Origin of the sequence: Paenibacillus radicis (ex Gao et al. 2016) (assembly GCF_014641555.1) — a bacterium.
GTDB classification, from domain to species: domain Bacteria; phylum Bacillota; class Bacilli; order Paenibacillales; family Paenibacillaceae; genus Pristimantibacillus; species Pristimantibacillus radicis.
This window is the reverse complement of sequence record NZ_BMHY01000004.1, coordinates 474,762-492,159: the sequence shown is the minus strand read 5'-3', so window position 1 is coordinate 492,159 and position 17,398 is coordinate 474,762. Positions and strand designations below refer to the sequence as shown.

Annotated in this window: 15 protein-coding genes; 14 read left to right on the top strand and 1 reads right to left on the bottom strand. The window is 52.2% G+C overall.

From position 1 onward, the window contains the following. Nucleotides 1-78: 78 nt before the first annotated feature. Both IEX98_RS13885 and IEX98_RS13880 read left to right on the top strand, forming a co-directional pair. On the top strand, nt 79-840 hold the full coding sequence (locus tag IEX98_RS13885) for an RNA polymerase sigma factor (RefSeq protein ID WP_188889775.1): 762 nt from the start codon (nt 79-81) through the stop codon (nt 838-840). Nucleotides 841-944: 104 nt separating this feature from the next. Then, nucleotides 945-1,601 (top strand): SDR family NAD(P)-dependent oxidoreductase, encoded by a 657-nt coding sequence (locus IEX98_RS13880; protein WP_188889774.1) that lies wholly within the window; start codon nt 945-947, stop codon nt 1,599-1,601. Nucleotides 1,602-1,733: 132 nt separating this feature from the next. On the opposite strand, the gene IEX98_RS13875 is transcribed toward IEX98_RS13880, so the two are convergent. Then, nucleotides 1,734-5,057 (bottom strand): DEAD/DEAH box helicase, encoded by a 3,324-nt coding sequence (locus IEX98_RS13875; protein WP_188889773.1) that lies wholly within the window; start codon nt 5,055-5,057, stop codon nt 1,734-1,736. A gap of 166 nt (nt 5,058-5,223) precedes the next feature. On the opposite strand from IEX98_RS13875, the gene IEX98_RS13870 reads away from it, so the two are divergent. The 12 genes from IEX98_RS13870 to IEX98_RS13815 all read left to right on the top strand — a co-directional run bounded on the left by IEX98_RS13870 (nt 5,224) and on the right by IEX98_RS13815 (nt 16,995). Beyond that, nucleotides 5,224-5,622 (top strand): hypothetical protein, encoded by a 399-nt coding sequence (locus tag IEX98_RS13870; RefSeq protein WP_188889772.1) that lies wholly within the window; start codon nt 5,224-5,226, stop codon nt 5,620-5,622. Nucleotides 5,623-5,712: 90 nt separating this feature from the next. Next, the gene (locus IEX98_RS13865; RefSeq protein ID WP_188889771.1) at nt 5,713-6,648 is read left to right on the top strand and encodes a hypothetical protein; all 936 of its coding nucleotides are present in this window, start codon (nt 5,713-5,715) and stop codon (nt 6,646-6,648) included. Nucleotides 6,649-6,782: 134 nt separating this feature from the next. Then, nucleotides 6,783-7,292, top strand: a complete 510-nt coding sequence (locus IEX98_RS13860) for a hypothetical protein (RefSeq protein ID WP_188889770.1) — start codon at nt 6,783-6,785, stop codon at nt 7,290-7,292. 171 nt (nt 7,293-7,463) lie between these two features. Continuing rightward, a complete protein-coding gene (locus IEX98_RS13855) occupies nt 7,464-8,423 on the top strand; it encodes a hypothetical protein (protein WP_188889769.1) in 960 nt (319 codons plus the stop codon). A 93-nt stretch (nt 8,424-8,516) separates the two neighbouring features. Continuing rightward, on the top strand, nt 8,517-8,921 hold the full coding sequence (locus IEX98_RS13850; RefSeq protein ID WP_188889768.1) for a TerB family tellurite resistance protein: 405 nt from the start codon (nt 8,517-8,519) through the stop codon (nt 8,919-8,921). 148 nt (nt 8,922-9,069) lie between these two features. Beyond that, nucleotides 9,070-10,218 carry an acyl-CoA dehydrogenase family protein gene (locus IEX98_RS13845; protein WP_188889767.1) on the top strand — a complete coding sequence of 383 codons (1,149 nt, stop codon included), beginning with the start codon at nt 9,070-9,072 and terminating at the stop codon, nt 10,216-10,218. Nucleotides 10,219-10,230: 12 nt separating this feature from the next. Beyond that, the gene (locus IEX98_RS13840; protein WP_188889766.1) at nt 10,231-11,403 is read left to right on the top strand and encodes an acetyl-CoA C-acetyltransferase; all 1,173 of its coding nucleotides are present in this window, start codon (nt 10,231-10,233) and stop codon (nt 11,401-11,403) included. 30 nt (nt 11,404-11,433) lie between these two features. Continuing rightward, complete coding sequence (locus IEX98_RS13835; protein ID WP_188889765.1) at nt 11,434-12,285, top strand: 3-hydroxybutyryl-CoA dehydrogenase; 852 nt, start codon at nt 11,434-11,436, stop codon at nt 12,283-12,285. 82 nt (nt 12,286-12,367) lie between these two features. Next, nucleotides 12,368-13,501: an acyl-CoA dehydrogenase family protein gene (locus tag IEX98_RS13830; protein ID WP_229692171.1), complete on the top strand. Its 1,134-nt coding sequence runs from the start codon at nt 12,368-12,370 to the stop codon at nt 13,499-13,501. Nucleotides 13,502-13,522: 21 nt separating this feature from the next. Continuing rightward, nucleotides 13,523-14,422 carry a methylisocitrate lyase gene (prpB, locus tag IEX98_RS13825; protein WP_188889764.1) on the top strand — a complete coding sequence of 300 codons (900 nt, stop codon included), beginning with the start codon at nt 13,523-13,525 and terminating at the stop codon, nt 14,420-14,422. Further along, a complete protein-coding gene (locus tag IEX98_RS13820; protein ID WP_188889763.1) occupies nt 14,409-15,533 on the top strand; it encodes a citrate/2-methylcitrate synthase in 1,125 nt (374 codons plus the stop codon). The genes prpB and IEX98_RS13820 overlap by 14 nt, the downstream gene beginning before the upstream one ends. Nucleotides 15,534-15,552: 19 nt before the next feature. Further along, nucleotides 15,553-16,995 carry a bifunctional 2-methylcitrate dehydratase/aconitate hydratase gene (locus tag IEX98_RS13815; protein ID WP_188889762.1) on the top strand — a complete coding sequence of 481 codons (1,443 nt, stop codon included), beginning with the start codon at nt 15,553-15,555 and terminating at the stop codon, nt 16,993-16,995. Nucleotides 16,996-17,398: the final 403 nt, after the last annotated feature.

The following is a 17,398-nucleotide window of genomic DNA, read 5'->3' as shown; positions in this document are numbered from 1 at the left end:
AAATCCGGTCCATTTATTTTAAGTTCTGGCGTATCTTTTGAAGCAGTTAAATCGTTTACTGAATAAGGGGGTGCTGGAATGAACGGATGGATTCAAGCTGAACTTGAAAAGCCTGTTGTTCAGCCGGACGAGGAAACAACGAAGCTGCTGGATGCCGCATTACGGCGATATTGCATGGCGATTACCGCTTCCCGTCAGGAAGCTGAGGATTTGGCACAGGAGACTTGGCTGAAGGCAATCGGCAAGATCTATGGCGAGGGTCATGCGAATGCGGAAGCTTATCTGCTGCGCATTGCACGCACGACATGGGTAGACCGGGTTCGGAGAAAAGCAAGAATTACCCGATTGGAACCAGATAGCCATGTGGCTGATGTGAGGGCGGAGGATGATTTCGTCGAGATCGAAGCGGTATTGCAGGTGCTTCAGAAGCATTTGTCTCCTTTGCAGCTGCTTGTATTCGTTCTGCGGGAAGCGATGGGGTATTCCATTGATGCTGCCGCAAGCCTTCTTCAGACGAGTACGGGTGCCGTGAAAGCCGCACTGCACCGGGCCCGCAGATCGGTTTCCGCCATTCGGAAGGAGCTTCTAAACGAAGGGCTGCCGGAATCGAAGGAAGAGGGGATGAAGCTCTACATTCGTTCACTGGCTGCTGCATACCAGTTGAACGATGTTCAAACGCTGATCTCACTCGTTCAACACGATGCTTCACACGCAGCCATTGCAGTTGGCGTCATGCAGAATAAGGCGCTGCAGCTGCAGCAGGCTAGACAAGAGCAAGCAGTATTGCAGCTTACTGGTCCTGGTAGTGTTGATTCCTTCAGTCTTATGATGGCTGCTTAGTCGGACTTGCATTGAAAAATATAATCGAACTCTCAAATTTTCTATTAGATTAATTCCGATGGGAATGGTAAGTTATAGAAAATGATGCAAGGGAGTGTAGAGATATGAGTAAACCGCTAGTCGTAATCGTCGGTGCAGGCTCTGGAGTAAGTGCAGCAGTGGCCCGCAAATTCGGAGACAACGGATTTCGCATCGGGCTTGTTGCGCGCAGGGAATCGTCGCTGGAGGAGCAATCCAGTGCGCTTAAGGAGCAAGGCGTTGAAGCTTTTGGTGTAACCGGAGATGCCGGGAACCCAGCTTCCATCGCCGAAGCGTTCCGAGTCATCAGGGCGCATCATGGAGAACCGGATGTTCTTGTCTATAACGCAGCCGTCATCTCGTCCGGACAGCCTTCGGAGCTTGAGGAAGAGCGATTGATCGAGGAATTCAAGGTCAATGTCGTAGGCGCCTTGTCCAGTGTCCGGCAAGTTGCTCCTGGATTCGTCGACCGCAAGGAAGGCACGATCTTGATTACAGGCGGCGGTTTCGGTATTTATCCGAATGCTGCTTACTCCGCTTTATCAATCGGCAAAGCGGGTGTCCGCTCATTCGCTTATTCGCTGGCGGAGGAATTGAAGCCGCATGGCGTGTACGTTGGCACCGTTACGATCGGCGGCTACGTCGCGAAGGACACGTTCTATGATCCGGATGTGATTGCAGAGAAGTACTGGCAGCTGTATCAAAATCGTGATGAAGTGGAAATCGTATTCTCGCAACCGTAAGGGAACAATTCCGTCATGCAGCGCCGGGAGCGGCTTGGCGGACCATAGCATCAGCCAGTTTACTGGCTGATTTTTTTTGCGTTGAGCGGCAAAATGACAAACAGCGCTGCCGCCCGGCAACGCTGTTCACCTCTAGACTCCTATTTGCAGAAGCTCGCGGATATCCTGCTCCGATAGTGCGGATAGCGCTTCTTCGCCAGGTTGTACAAGATTATCCAGCAAGTTCAGCTTCTTTTGCTGCAGCTCGTACATTTTCTGCTCGACGGTTCCTTGCGAGATCAGCCGGACGACTTGGACGACGTTTTTCTGCCCCATGCGATGGGCACGGTCGGCAGCCTGCTGCTCCACAGCCGGATTCCACCATAAATCATACAGAATGACGGTATCTGCTCCTGTCAGATTCAGACCGGTTCCGCCTGCTTTGAGCGAAATGAGAAACAAGTCTCGTTCGCCTTCGTTGAATCGGTTGCATAGCTCAACCCGATCTGCAGCTGGCGTCTGTCCATCAAGATAAAAGAACGGCATACCCGTTGAAGAAAGCTCGCGGCCAATAATGCTCAGCATGCCAGTAAACTGCGAGAAAATAAGCAAGCGGCGACCGGAAGCCCGGCACTCCTCAATTAATTCAAGCAATTGCTCCAGCTTGGCAGAGCCGCCAGCATAGTCTTCGACAAACAGGGCGGGGTGGAGACATAGCTGACGAAGCCGGGTCAATCCGGCTAAAATCTTAATTTTGTTGCGCTCAAACGTTTTATCATTCAAATGCTTAAGCGTATCTTGCTTGAGCTTGGCCAAGTAGGCGGCATACAGCCGCTTCTGATCCGGCAGCAGCTCGGATACTTGCTGCGTTTCGATTTTTTCCGGCAGTTCCTTCAACACGTCAGCTTTCCGTCTGCGCAGCAGAAACGGCCGTATGCGCTTCGCAATAAGCTCCGGCGACATGTCGTTAAACGTCTTGCGGTCCGGCAGCAACGCTGGAAATACAGCTTCGAAGATCGACCATAGCTCCTCCAGCCGATTCTCGACCGGCGTGCCGGAGAGAGCGAAGCGGTAATCGGCATTCAGCAGTTTGACGGCCTGCGCGGTTTGCGTCAAATGATTTTTGAAAAACTGTGCTTCATCGACAATTAGCGTATGGAATTTTTGCCGCGCATACCGTTCGATATCCATCCGCAGCAGCGGATAAGAGGTAATGAAAATGTCGGCGGCTCCGTCCGAGGCATTGTCGATAAAAGCGAACCGCTCCGCTTTTGTGCCGTCTGCGACGATGACGTTGATCTCAGGAGCGAACCGCTCCAGCTCGTTGCGCCAATTGTAGACGAGGGAAGCGGGGCAGACGATCAGCGCCGGCTTCTTCTCCTCGCGAATATGTGGAATGACGGAGAGCAGATACGCGATGCTTTGTACCGTTTTCCCCAGTCCCATATCATCGGCTAATATCCCCCCGAAACGATAATGCGCCAGCGTCTTCATCCACTGGAAGCCAAATTTCTGATACTCCCTTAGTGTCGCGTTAAGCCCGTCCGGAAGCTCAAATTCGAAATGATCCGGGTTACGCAGATGTTCCAGCAGCTCTCGCAGGTTTTTATCGAGCTTGACGACGCCTCCGGCCGATGTATCGGCATCAATGAGCGGAAGGCCGCGGACGATCGGCAGACGAACACCGTTGCCGTCCAAATCGCCGGAGCGTATGCCCACCTCGTTCAATACGCGAATCATCGCAAGCAGCTGCTCCTGCTCAAGCGGCATTAAAGCCCCGCTCGGCAGCCGGTAGTAGCGGCGTTTCTCCTCCACAGATTGAATAACCTCGCGAATTTCTGACTCTGGAATACCGTCTATCGAGAAGGTGAACTGCAGCCAGTGCATACGTTCATCGGAGCGAACCGATATTTTCGGAGGAATGGAACCCGTATGCAGCCTGATCTTGACGGCTGTCGTCGCATATACTCTCAGCAACTTCTCCAATTGCGGAACGATATGATAGAGAAAGTGATATTCCGTTTCTTCTTCGGCTGTGACGTAGCCGCTTTCGGTCTTCAGGAAGCCGCTACCATCCATCAGCTCTAATATCCGCCGTTCCTGCTCACCGTCGCGCATCAGTATGCGGTCGGTGGATCGGGAGCGGCCGGAATCCGCCTCCAGCGGATTAATGACGATTTCCCCATAGTGGAATTCAAGCGCCGCCAGCAGCCGGTCCTTTACGCGGTCGAGGAACAGCTTCGCTTTAAGCGGCGTGTGCACAATTTTCTCGGCGACCGGCTCTGCGATATGGACAGATCCCAGCTTCATCAACCCGGGTACGACCTTTTCCATAAAAGGCTCAATAAGCGGAGCGGCAATCTGTACTTGTCCTTTGAATGCACTCTCCAGCATGAGCTGCAGCTCGGACAATCTTGCGAGCTGCTCGGGCGGCAGCTGGAACAGCTCGCCGTCTGCGCCTATGACAGCGCCGTAATCGCCGAGTACGGTTAGCTGCTCCAGTCCGTCGGCTGTCAACTGATAACCTCCGGAATCAGATTGCCGTTCCGACTGGTCGAACTGAAACTTCACAGGCAGTGCCTTATCGCTAACCCGTATACCATCCGCGATACCATAGTCGTGCACAAGTAAAACTCCTGGGGAGCTGGTGAACAAAGGCAGGGCAGCATTCCACCATAATGGCGGAATAAGAAGCATTCGATCATTGCCGGAAGTTGATTTGCGAGTTGTCATGGACGATCCGCGAAGCAGCTGATCCTGCTTGGTAATCTGGATCAATAGCTGCAGGATGGCGTCCTGCTCGGGCCGGAAGCAGTGCTGTTCGGGATCGTAAACGAAGCTTTTCGTAAAGATATAAGGCTGTCTCTGCTCCAGCCGCTTTAGAAAATCTTGCATTTGCTGAACGATGTACAATCGTTTGGGTCCGACTTTCAGCTCAATGCCAAGTACATGCCGGCGATTGCCGTAGGGAACCGTCTGGACGGCAAACTCTACCTCGAGAGGAGTCCGTGTATCAAACAGGCGGCCGGCACCGCTGGCCGGGAGCCGCTTATTTTCAAACAATTGAATGATGCTGTCCGCCGCTTGCTCCTCATCCGTATATCGCGCGGTTAAAGCCGCAGACCGGTCTTCTTGAGGTTCTGGATGAAGCAGCGATGGGAAGGCGCGAACAGGCACGAAGCTTTTTTCCGCCTCGTTATGAAGATGAATTAATAGAGCCGCTATATGTTTGCAATAAGTAGAACGCGAATAAAAGGGCGGGCAATTGCAAGTGGCGTGCACGTCTCCGTTCGTGTCAATCTCCGCGTTAACGCGGTAACGGCTGCCGCCGCCGGCAACCTCGGCTTTGTAATGATGGGAATCGGGGTCGCTCATAATCATAGCGACTTTATGTTGGCTGGCGAAATGCTCACCTTCGTTATAGGCTTCATTTCCGCATAGCAGCTTGATGACTCGTTTGGAAACGATAAAGCTCATGGGGATCAATCTTCCTTCGAAATATGTCGTATAGATACAATGATACCAGAAATAACTCCTAGAGGGACTATGAAAGATAGAACTGTTCGCATGGCCGTTCCCATTGATAAGATGTAACAAAACGCCGCACATACGCGGGGGGTGTTACGGAATGGGAGGGAACAAGATGCGTATCGATGATAAGGTAGCCGCCATTGCGATTTCGATCTTTACGGGCAGTATGGCCAGTGCTGTAATTATTTCATTATTTTCTTTCAATTTTGGAGCTGTACTTATAGTCTGTATGTTTTGTTTTGTGATGACGACTGTAGTCGGCGTACCGCTATCGCTGCTCATTCATGGCATCATTCGGAAAAGCGATTCCTTAACTGCATTTTATCGCATTGTTGTACATATGGTTGCAGGTTATGGAGCTATCGTAATGCTTGAACTATTAATGGGCGTTTCATTCAAAGCAAGCTTAAGCTTGGACGAAGCGATATTTGCATTCTCGGGCGCTATTAACGGACTCGTATATGGTTCTATTTACGAATTGTTTAGACAGAAGTGGGGCAGAGTTGTATAAACTGTGAGTGAGCGGAGCTGCACCCTTTTTCCAGCTTATCTCGTCTAAGATGGGTAATTAACGCAGGATTGAATGGCCGGGGGGATTGGATTGAGAAAATTATGGATCGCTTTATTTGCAGCAGTATTTGTTCTATCGGGGTGCACGGCAACGAGTTCTAAAGGAACAAGTAGCGTTTCGCCATCGCCGACAGCATCTGCAAGCAATGAAACACCGACACCTTCATTAACGCAGACGCCATCACTGGAGCCGTCAGAAACGCCCAAACCTCCCGACAAGCTTGCAGATCTTACTGATCTTTCAAAAGGGATTTTCGCATTTGCCAATCACTCGGGCGACAAGCTGCTTGCCGAATGGGACGGCGGCGGAGAGCCGCCTAAAGGCGATTTAATTGCAATTGGAGATCAAGGCCGCGTCGTTTCCGTTTCGTTTGCAGGGAGTCAGGAAGCTACGGCTGAGGATAACGGAAGACAGACCTCGCAAAACTTCGACCAAAGGAAAGGGTGGCTGTATGAGGTCACCGAAGGCAACGCAACCGATAACGAGAGCTATTTTATTATAGATAAAGGTCTGATTAACGAAAGTATGCTGCTCCCGCTCAGCTTAGCCGATAAGCAGACGGAGTCAGAGACTTTGAAATCTGATATCGAGGAACTTAAGGGCCGCAAAGTTGAATCGGTTTCGCCTTTGCAGCAGATGGGTAATGATCAACGAGCCTATCTCGTGGTATTCGCCCGGGAAGGCGATGATATGCTCGCAAGCCTGGCTTTCAGCAGTGACGAGAAATGGGTGTTTCATGATTTTCCCGCTACCTATGACGAGTTTTCTACATGGCGGGTGGATGACGGGGGCGTCATTGTGGCGGAGCAATTCTCGTTTCTGTTTGCGGCTGCGACAGAGGGCGGCTTTCTTGTCGGCTATAAGTGGATGGGATTTGAAGGGGAAAATGTCGTGTTCCTATCGATTGCAGACGGGAAAGCGACGGAGATTGGGCCTAGCTACGACAGGTACATGTCTCCTATCTAAGGGCATAAAGTTCGTTTGATAAATCTTTTTTATAGACTGTAGCTTTTTTGTAACTTCTTGCAGCCCATGCACGTTATATTCTATATACAAGACGAATATAAATTTACACCCACTTAGAAGGAGCGGCTGTTCCGATGAAAAAATATACGATGTTTGCCCTCGTTGCAATTGTTTGCTTAACCTCTGTAAGTCTAGCTGTAGCCGGAAGCCGTGATTATGCGCCTGTCGTTCAGACACCAAGTATGGAGACTGGTTATGTGGACCGGCTTGTCCATTCAGATAAAGGCTATGCGCTAGATTTCGATTCGATAGAATGGTATGAAGGCGACGCTGCGACGGCCAAGTTCATAGAAAGAGAAGGAGACTCCGGTTTGGACGCTCCGCCGGATGGTTATTATATTATTAACGACGATACATCCGTAAAAACACTCCCTATCGCCGATGACGCTGTCGTTTTGATGCAGATCTATGATCGCACCGGCCATGCCGCAGAGGCGGACATTGTATGGGATGAGCAAATTTCGCTAGCGTCATTTGCCGAGCATTTCAACAAGGACGAATCAATCAAGCTGAAAGATTTCCCTTATCATATCACGGTAAAAGACGGTAAAGTGGTCCGTATCGTACAGCAATACATTCCATAATTTATTCACTTGGCAAGTCTAGCAGGAGCCTTCGATGAGAGGGCTTCTTTTTTATAGGAGGAAATGATAGGGATTTGTAAAATTGGATAAAAACCGTAACCTTCGAGGCGCCTCGTGCGTCTGTAAATGTACGAAGCCTGCAAACGCAGGTGATAAAGGAGGACTTTCCAAATGAAAGCATTCAATCAACCCCATCAACTATTGAAAAAGACACTCGTATTAGGTTTGGCGCTTTCGCTGACGGCTGGTACAGCCGTTATTGCAAAAAGTCCGCTCCATGCAGCAGCAGCTTCCGCAACGGCTAATGGCGCTGTTAATGCCAGCGTTGCAGCTTCCATCTACAAGCAATTCGAAAAATATGTGAGCAAGCCTGCGACATTGGCGAAGGCGCGTGCGTATCTGATTAATAACATTACCCGGGTAAGCAAAACACAGGCGACAATCATGACGCTGCATCTGGAGAATGCACAGCTCGCTCATTTGCCCGCTTTTTCCGAAAAGCTTTACCCGCAAAATATTCAGAAGGAACTGGATAAAGCGTTTCGTAAAAAAGGAATTGAGCTGGATGCGCTAATTGGAGCAACAACGGATGCGAAAACGAAAGCTCTGCTAATCGAAGCCAGAGACAAGGGATATAAGCTGGAGACGAGCGAGGGGATGTATTACCCGGTCATGCATTATCAGAGCTTTAAGCAATTCCAGAGCCATATCAACAAAGATATAGCGTCTTATATTGATTTAATGGCGGTCGCTTCCAACAAACCTGTAGCTTTCGATGGTGCCATTGTAATCGGGTGGGATGATCTGATCTCACGTACGACAGCGTTGGAAACTTTTCTGAAGCAGTATCCGAAATCGAACCGGGCGAAGGTTGTTAAAGAGCATTTCCAGCTTCTGAAATCCCGGACGTTTTACGGCGCGAGCAATACACCGGTCTATGACAGCTTTGGTCCAAAAGGCGAGACAGCCATTAATCCTAAAGTTCGAGCGGCCTATGAGGCAGCGGTCAATAAAGGCAACGGCGGCAGCGTGTTCCTCTCTTCGATACAGAGCCTGCTGAAGCTGTTGGATGCCAGCAATAACTTGCAAACCCCGGAAATAAATCGTTTTCTGGAGAAACAGGTGGAATAGTTTAATAAATCTGTTCCTGAGAGTAGGAAATGCGAATCCGCGCGTCGAAACCATACACAGACATTTAATTTCGACATAGGAGCGTGAACGCTAATGTTTTTGCACTTTCTTCATCATATGGAACATAAAATAGCATTTCTGGATTTGGCGAATCGGGTGGCACGGGCTGACGGCTTCGTAAACAAGAAGGAAAAGGACCACATCCGGCTGTTTATGGATGAGATGAACATCTCGGAAGCGGACTATCAGTGCCAGGATCATCGGGACGTTAAAGAAATCATCGGGAATTTAAAGGATGAACAAGTGAAGCGTATTTTTTTCGCAGAAATATTGCTGCTGGTATTCGCCGATGGGGATTACAACGACGATGAGAAGCAGCTGGCGAGAAAGCTGCAGGAGCTGTTCGGTTTATCCGAGGAAACCTATGAATCGTTCAAAAATTGGGTGATCCGCATGGATCAGCTGAAAATCGAAGGCTTGAAATTAATATTGGCGTAAAAGCTGACAGATAGAGGGCGCATGCCCTCTATTTTTTTATGCCTGCAACGGGTTATTTTTACGATTGTCCGTTTCATATCCTATATCATCCGCAAATACCGTCGATCCTTGTCCACCGGAGATGTTACAGCGATGAAGGGGGTGGGAGATGCACTTCCAGCTAAGCGAGGAAACGGAAATGTTGCGGGCGGCTGTTCGTGTCTTCGCGGAGAAGGAGCTTGCGCCCTTCGCGCGGGAGCGGGATGAACGTGGCGTTGTGGAGCGGAAAGTTTGGGAAAAGATGGCGGGCATGGGGCTGACAGCGATCCCGCTGGAGGAGCAATACGGCGGAGCTGGCGGCAATATGCTTGACTATGCAATTGTGCTGGAGGAGCTGGCAGCCGCCTGTCCTTCTTCGGCGGCAATGCTGGCGGCTCATACCAGCTTTGCCGTGTGGCCGATTCGGTGTCATGCCAATCTCGGCCGTAACGGGAAGTTCAACAGCAGGCTTGCTGCATTAGCAGAGGGAGGTAGTCTCGGCGGATTCGCTGCGCCGCTGAACGAAGATACGCTCCTTGCAGAGCCTGATGCACTGCAGGGCGGTTATAGATTAAATGGCATCGCCCATAGGGCTATTAATGCGGGGACGGCCGATCTGGTCATTTTATTTGTCCGCATTCATAAAGAGGGAGCGAAACAGGGGAGGCTTACCGCCTTTGCGATCGAAAAGGGGAGGCCCGGCTTTCATATCATTCCCGGCGCCGCCAAGATAGGTCTTAAAGGTGTCAGCACAGGCTCGCTTCGATTTGAGAATTGCCGGGTAAGCGCTGAAACCGACCAATTAGGCCGTTTTGGCCAAGGGCGAGCGATGGCCGTCTCTGCCGCTGAAATCGGCAATATTGGGGCCGCTGCCCAAGCGGTAGGCGTCGCCCGGGGTGCGCTTAGCGCCGCTGTGGATTATTCCAAAACGCGCAAGCAGTTCGGTAAGCCGATTACCCGGCAGCAAGGAATCGCCTTTAAGCTTGCGGATATGCTGACGCAAGTGGAGGCGGCGCGGCTTCTCGTCTATCAAGCGGCCTGGCGCATGAGCAACGAGATGGTCTGCGCGAGGGAGGCGGCGATTGCGCGCAAAATATCAGCACAGACGGCGATTGCCGTAACGTTGGAGGCGGTTCAGCTATTCGGCGGGTACGGTTATATGAAGGAATATGGGGTTGAGCGGATGCTGCGCGACGCCAAATGTCTCGAGTCGGATTTTGCAACAGGCGGAATGGAGCTTGCGAGCAGCTCAAGTATCCTGACCGGTCAAACCGAGTAAGGGGGAGATGGCTTGCACAATTCGGTCATCGTCGGCGGAGCCCGAACGCCGTTTGGCAAGCTGGGCGGCATACTGAAGCAAGCAAAGGCGGTTCAATTGGGCGCGGCGGCGATTGACGGGGCGCTGCAAAGCAACGGCCAAATTGCACGAAACGATGTCGAAGGTGTTCTGATGGGGATGGTTCTGCAAGCGGGTGCAGGTCAAAATCCGGCTAGACAGGCGGCTATACTAGCAGGATTGTCTTGGAGTACGCCGTCTGAGACCGTAAACAAAGTATGTGCTTCTGGTATGCGGGCCATTACACTGGCGCATCAAATGATACGCTGCGGAGATGCTAATCTGCTCGTCGCAGGCGGAATGGAAAGTATGAGCAATGCGCCGTATGCGCTTCCAGATGCCCGATGGGGCGCCAGAATGGGCGATCGGTCCCTGATTGATCTGATGCACCGGGACGGCCTGCATTGCCCGTTCGATCAAGTGGCCATGGCTGTCTATGGGAATGATGCCGCCAAGCAATTCGGTATTAGCCGGACAGAGCAGGACGAATGGGCGCTGCGCAGTCAGCAGCTTGCTGTTGCAGCCATGAAGCGGGGCATTGCAGCAGAGGAGATTGTATCCGTTGCCGCACTTCCAGGCGCACCGGATACGGATGAATGTCCACGGCCCAATACGGACGCGGTACAGTTATCGAAGCTGAGGCCGATCGGCGAATCTAGCGGGACGGTTACAGCGGGCAATGCGCCGGGCGTTAATGACGGTGCGGCTGCGGTCCTCGTCATGAATAAAGCTGCCGCTTTGCGCGGAGGGCATAAGCCGCTTGCGGAGATCGTCAGTCATGCTGCTGTCAGCCTTGAACCGCACCGGTTAGCGGAAGCTCCGGCACTAGCTATACAAAAGCTATTCAAGCAAACGGGAGTGTCGCTGGCAGCGATCGATCTCATTGAAGTCAACGAAGCTTTTGCAGCAGTCACGCTTACTTGCGGCAAGCTGCTCGGCTGGCAGACGAATAAAGTGAATGTCAACGGTGGAGCCATTGCGTACGGTCATCCCATCGGGGCCAGCGGAGCCCGCATCGTGTGGACGTTAATCCAAGAGCTTAGGCGGCGCGGCGGCGGACTAGGCGTAGCTGCCATATGCAGCGGCGGTGCGCAGGGGGATGCCCTATTGCTCCGCGTAGAGGGGTGATACGGTTTGCTCGAAGGGAACGGAAAGGCTATGAGCATTTCTCGCATCGGGGTCATCGGCGCCGGGCAAATGGGCGGAGGGATCGCTCAAGTATTTGCCGTACACGGTTTCTCTGTGGTCCTCTATGATATTGATGCGCAGTTGGCAGCAAAAGGGTATGCAGTCATTGAGGCCAACTTAAATCGGCTTGTGGACAAAGGACGAATGAACGAGGAAGCAGCGGCTTTGACGTTAACGCGGCTGTCGCTAACCGCTGATCTGGAGCAGCTTCATGATGCAGAGCTTGTCATCGAAGCCGCACCGGAGCGGCTTGATTTGAAAAAGCGGATTTTTGCGGAATTGGATATGCTTTGCAGTCCGCATACGATTTTGGCAACCAATACGTCTTCCTTGCCTGTTACGGAGTTGGCCGCTGTAACAAAGCGGGCACACCGCGTCATCGGGATGCATTTCATGAACCCGGTGCCGGTCATGCCGCTTGTAGAAGTTATTCGCGGTCTTGCTACTTCAGATGAAACATTCGAGATCATCACAGCTTTAACACAGGCCATTGGAAAAACCGCCGTACCGGTACGGGACTTTCCCGGCTTCGTGTCCAACCGGGTGCTGATGCCGATGATCAACGAAGCGATATACGCCGTATATGAAGGCGTGGCAACACCGGAAGCGGTTGATCAAATTATGCTGCTTGGCATGAATCATCCGATGGGGCCGCTGAAGCTGGCAGATTTTATCGGGCTGGACACTTGCTTGGCTATTATGGAGACGCTGCATGAAGGCTTTGGAGACAGCAAATATAGACCTTGTCCGTTGCTGCGCAGTTATGTGCAGGCAGGCTGGCTGGGAAAGAAAACGGGCAGAGGCTTTTATACGTACAATTGAAATCTGTTATGATCATGCTGCATCGCCGCCATTCCACACATCAAGGGAATACATTACTCGTCTGCTGGGAGGAGGGGTGCTGGTGGATCTTCGATTGACGATAGAGCAGCAGCTCCTTCGGGATGAAGTCAGACGGTTTGCCAGTGAGGAAATCTCACCATGTGTCGCGCAAATGGAAAAGGATGAACAATTTCCTTCCTCGCTTGTAAAGAAGATGGGCGACAGAGGCTGGCTAGGTATTCCAATCCCGAAGCGTTGGGGCGGTCTCGGCAGCGACTTCATCTCCTATATCATTGCTATTCATGAAATATCGAAGGCGAGTGCAGCGGTGGGCGTTATTTTGTCCGTGCACTCCTCGGTTTGCACGCTGCCGATTTTGCATTACGGAACGCAGCAACAGCAAGAGAGCTATTTGAACAGGCTTGCGGGCGGAAGCTGGCTTGGCGCATTTGCGCTAACCGAGCCGCAGGCCGGATCGGACGCAGCCGCAATTCAGACGAAAGCGGTTCGCGATGGTCAAGATTATGTGTTGAATGGTACGAAGCTGTTTATTACGAATGCGGGTGCTGCCCAGCTTTATTTGACTTTTGCCGTTACGGATCCTTCGGAAGGGGCTCGAGGCATTACCGCATTTCTCGTAGAGGATGGTTTTTCTGGTCTGACTATCGGTAAAAAGGAACGGAAAATGGGATTAAACGGCTCCAATACTTGTGAGCTTGTCTATCAGGATTTACGGCTGACTCCATCTCAAAGATTAGGTGAGGAGGGTCAAGGCTTTGCAATTGCGAAAGGCTCTCTCGACGGCGGGCGAATCGGTATCGCTGCCCAAGCGCTGGGAATTGCTGAAGCTGCTTTAGAGCTTATTCAGCAACGCTTTAGGGGCAAAGCAATCCGTAGTGCGTCAGCGCGGCAGGCTCAGGGGGAGCTTGCTGAACTCGCAGCCATCGCGGAAGCGGCAAAGCTGCTCGTCTATCGGGCTGCTTCCATGCGGCAGGAAGGAATCCGCTGCACGAAGGAGTCTTCGATGGCGAAGCTGTATGCATCGGACGCAGCTGTTCGCATTGCGGGAGCAGCCGTAAGGATGCTTGGAATGGATGGATGTCTTGAAATCACGGGTGCCGAACGTTTGTTCCGGGATGCCAAAGTGACGCAAATTTATGAAGGAACGAATGAAATCCACCGGATCGTCATCAGCGGCCAACTGCTGCGATCCTAGTAGGGAAGGCGGCGAGGCAGCATGAACCGATCACCGGGGCAGCGGTTTCGAGAAGGCGTCGCAGCGGAACATCCGCTGCAGATTGCAGGAGTTATACATGCTTATGCGGCCAAACTTGCTGAGCGGGCTGGTTTTCGGGCTTTGTATGTATCGGGAGCCGGTGTGGCGAATGCCTCATTTGGCTTGCCCGATCTCGGCATTACGACGTTGGGTGACGTTGCCGAGGATGTACGCCGTATCAGTGCTGCTACAGAGCTTCCCATACTTGTAGACGCGGATACAGGCTTTGGCGGGGCATTCCAAATTGCCCGCACCGTTCGCGAGCTGAGCCGGGCGGGTGCGGCCGCCATTCATATTGAGGATCAGGTCGCGGCCAAACGGTGCGGGCATCGTCCCAATAAAGCGATTGTCAGCCAAGCGGAGATGGTAGATCGCATTAAAGCGGCAGTAGATGCAAGAGCGGATAATGAATTGGTCATCATGGCCCGGACAGACGCGCTTGCCGGTGAAGGTCTGGAGTCAGCGATCGAACGGGCATCCGCGTATGTAGAAGCTGGGGCGGATATGCTTTTCCCCGAAGCGGTAACAGAGCTTGCGCAGTACAGCCGATTCGCGGAGGCGGTGAACGTGCCCATACTCGCCAATATGACGGAGTTTGGTAAAACGCCGCTTTTCAAGACTGGGGAATTGTCCGCATATGGTGTCAGCATGGTGTTGTATCCATTATCCGCTTTCCGGGCGATGAACGCCGCTGCTGTCCAGGTCTACGAAACGATTCGCAAAGAGGGAACGCAGCTTCAAGCGCTGCCGGCGATGCAGACCCGTGAGGAGCTCTATGACTATCTGCACTATTACAGTTATGAACAGAAGCTAGACCAGTTGTACGGTACAAAGGGGGAGAGCGGGGATGACGGCTCGTAAATCCGGAGGATTGGCGAACACGATTGCCGGTGAGACGGCGATATCGACGGTGGGCAAAGAAGGCAAAGGACTCACTTACCGCGGTTATTCCATCCATGATTTAGCTCATTACGGCACATTTGAGGAGACCGCTTATTTACTGCTCTATGGCAGGCTGCCAGATGAAGATGAGCTGTTAGGCTACAAGCTGAAGCTTAATCGGCTCCGCAGATTGCCGGATGGCTTGCGATCGCTGTTGGAGCATCTTCCTGCAACGATGCAGCCGATGGATGTGCTCCGAACCGGCATTTCCGCGCTAGCCGCATTCGAACCGGAGACAGCCGATCGGGGGCCCCGGCAAATTGCTGACAGGCTGCTCGCTTGCGGTACATCGCTGCTCCTGTATTGGCATCATTTTCACACTAGCGGGTTGCGCATCGACACCGAGGCACCGGAGAGCGCAAGCATCGCCGGACATTTCTTGCAGTTGCTGCACGGAAGACCGCCAAGCGAGCTTCATGAGGAAACGCTCGATGTCAGTTTAATCTTGTATGCAGAGCATGAATTCAACGCTTCAACTTTCGCTGCACGAGTGACAGCTTCAACGCTCTCTGACTTCTACTCCTCAATCACAACAGGAATCGGGACACTCCGCGGCCCTTTGCACGGAGGTGCCAATGAAGCTGCAATGGAACTGATCGAGCGTTTTACCGATGCGGATGAAGCGGAAAAGGGCGTCTTGCAGCTGCTTGAGCAGAGGCAACTGGTTATGGGCTTTGGACATCGCGTCTATTCTATCTCCGATCCCCGCTCCGACATTATTAAGCTTTGGTCTGCTACATTGTCCAAGGAAGCGGGAGACACTCGTCTCTATCCGGTTTCGGAACGAATTGAAGAAGTGATGCAGCGCGAGCGGCAGTTGTTTCCGAACCTCGATTTTTACAGTGCTTCGGCTTATCGTTTTCTGGGCATACCGACGGATTTATTTACCCCTTTATTCGTTCTATCGCGTATTAGCGGATGGTCCGCCCATATTATCGAGCAGCGGGAAGGTAACCGGATCATTCGGCCATCTGCCCTGTATGTCGGACCGGAGCCGCTGAGTTGGGTCGAACTCGCAGACCGCAGATGAACGGAAGGGGGGAAATCACATGTCCCAAACAGTAAGTAATGATCGTCCAGCCCCAGACGCTCTGCTAGTTGACATCGCAGAATATGCGGCGAACGCGGTCATTGAAAGCTCGGAGGCGTACGAAACGGCGCGATATTGCCTGCTCGATACGATTGGCTGCGGCTTGCTGGCGCTGCGCTATCCGGAATGCACGAAATTGCTGGGGCCAGTTGTACCGGGTACGATCGTTCCGAATGGTGTGCCTGTACCCGGCACGTCCTATCGACTGGATCCTGTGGGAGCTGCTTTTAATGTAGGCTGTATGATACGGTGGCTCGACTTCAATGACACATGGCTGGCTGCAGAATGGGGGCATCCATCCGATAATTTGGGCGCCATCTTGGCCGTCGCGGATTATGTCAGCCGGACACGAGCCGCTAACGGTGATTCACCGCTCATCATGCGCGATGTACTAACAGCGATGATTAAGGCACATGAAATTCAAGGCGTGCTTGCGCTGGAAAATAGCTTTAACCGCGTAGGACTGGATCATGTCCTCTTGGTCAAAGTCGCTTCCACGGCCGTTGCGGCGGTGCTGCTTGGCGGTACTCGCGATGAAATCATTAATGCTGTGTCCAATGCCTGGATAGACGGGCAATCCTTGCGGACATACCGCCATTCTCCGAATACTGGCACACGCAAGTCGTGGGCGGCAGGGGACGCGACCAGCCGGGCCGTTCGTCTTGCGCTAATGGCAATAAAGGGAGAGATGGGATATCCCTCCGCTCTAACGGCTCCCGTCTGGGGTTTCCAGGATGTGCTGTTTAAAGGCAGGGGATTGGCACTAAACCGTAAGTTTGGTTCGTATGTAATGGAGCATGTGTTGTTTAAGCTGGCTTATCCCGCTGAATTCCATGGGCAGACTGCTGTGGAATGCGCAGTTCAGCTGCATCCGCTCGTAAAGGATCGCTGGGAGGAAATTGATGTTATCAAGCTGACGACACATGAATCTGCCATACGCATCATCGATAAGCGGGGGCCGCTGCATAATCCGGCGGACCGCGACCACTGCCTTCAATATATGACGGCAATCGGTCTGCTCTTCGGGCAATTGACTGCTGATCATTACGAGGACGAAGCAGCAAGCGACCCGCGAATTGATGCACTTCGCGAGAAGATGACGGTGGAGGAAGATGTCCGGTATTCTGCCAATTACTTAGATGGATCAAAACGCTCAATTGCCAATGCAATTCAGATCTTTTTCAAGGATGGGAGCGCTACGGAGCGGGTGGAGGTGGAATATCCAATCGGCCATCGCCGGAGGAGGAGTGAAGGGATTCCGCTTCTGGAGCGTAAGTTCGAGACGAATGTGCGTACTAGGCTGGCAGACCGGCAGGTGCGGGAGATATTGACTGTCGGGAGTGACCAGCAGTTGCTTGAGCAGATGCCGGTACATCGTTTTGTGGATTTGTTTGCGTTGTAGCTTGCGGTGCGTTATACCGAGGGGTCGCTGCGCGTTTGGGTTCATGTATGCACAATACCGAGGGGTCGCTGCGCGTTTGGGTTCATGCTGCCGTTCTTGATTCCATTACCCCCATCGCTTGCACGATGGTAAATGGATAGAACCTTCGAAATGTCAGCCTGAACTCCAAACGCTCCGCTCACCCTTAACCGCAAAAAACCACAAGAGCAAACCACAAGAGCAAACCACAAGAGCAAATAAACCCACAGTCTGACTATTGGTTACTTTTGAAGAAGGTTTGGTGTTTACTCAGCATTGGGAAGAAGCCGCCACTTTGGTGAAGAGATGTTTATTTTTGAAGTAACTACGTTCTCTGATGGAAGTGTGGCTTATAAATGTTACTGCTGCTATTAGTTACTCTGGT

What these genes read in the sequence shown, in the direction of transcription:
- IEX98_RS13885 (WP_188889775.1), top strand. Translation starts at nt 79, where the DNA reads ATGAACGGATGGATTCAAGCTGAACTTGAAAAGCCTGTTGTTCAGCCG.
- IEX98_RS13880 (WP_188889774.1), top strand. Translation starts at nt 945, where the DNA reads ATGAGTAAACCGCTAGTCGTAATCGTCGGTGCAGGCTCTGGAGTAAGT.
- IEX98_RS13875 (WP_188889773.1), bottom strand. Translation starts at nt 5,057, where the DNA reads ATGAGCTTTATCGTTTCCAAACGAGTCATCAAGCTGCTATGCGGAAAT.
- IEX98_RS13870 (WP_188889772.1), top strand. Translation starts at nt 5,224, where the DNA reads ATGCGTATCGATGATAAGGTAGCCGCCATTGCGATTTCGATCTTTACG.
- IEX98_RS13860 (WP_188889770.1), top strand. Translation starts at nt 6,783, where the DNA reads ATGAAAAAATATACGATGTTTGCCCTCGTTGCAATTGTTTGCTTAACC.
- IEX98_RS13855 (WP_188889769.1), top strand. Translation starts at nt 7,464, where the DNA reads ATGAAAGCATTCAATCAACCCCATCAACTATTGAAAAAGACACTCGTA.
- IEX98_RS13850 (WP_188889768.1), top strand. Translation starts at nt 8,517, where the DNA reads ATGTTTTTGCACTTTCTTCATCATATGGAACATAAAATAGCATTTCTG.
- IEX98_RS13845 (WP_188889767.1), top strand. Translation starts at nt 9,070, where the DNA reads ATGCACTTCCAGCTAAGCGAGGAAACGGAAATGTTGCGGGCGGCTGTT.
- IEX98_RS13835 (WP_188889765.1), top strand. Translation starts at nt 11,434, where the DNA reads ATGAGCATTTCTCGCATCGGGGTCATCGGCGCCGGGCAAATGGGCGGA.
- prpB (WP_188889764.1), top strand. Translation starts at nt 13,523, where the DNA reads ATGAACCGATCACCGGGGCAGCGGTTTCGAGAAGGCGTCGCAGCGGAA.
- IEX98_RS13820 (WP_188889763.1), top strand. Translation starts at nt 14,409, where the DNA reads ATGACGGCTCGTAAATCCGGAGGATTGGCGAACACGATTGCCGGTGAG.
- IEX98_RS13815 (WP_188889762.1), top strand. Translation starts at nt 15,553, where the DNA reads ATGTCCCAAACAGTAAGTAATGATCGTCCAGCCCCAGACGCTCTGCTA.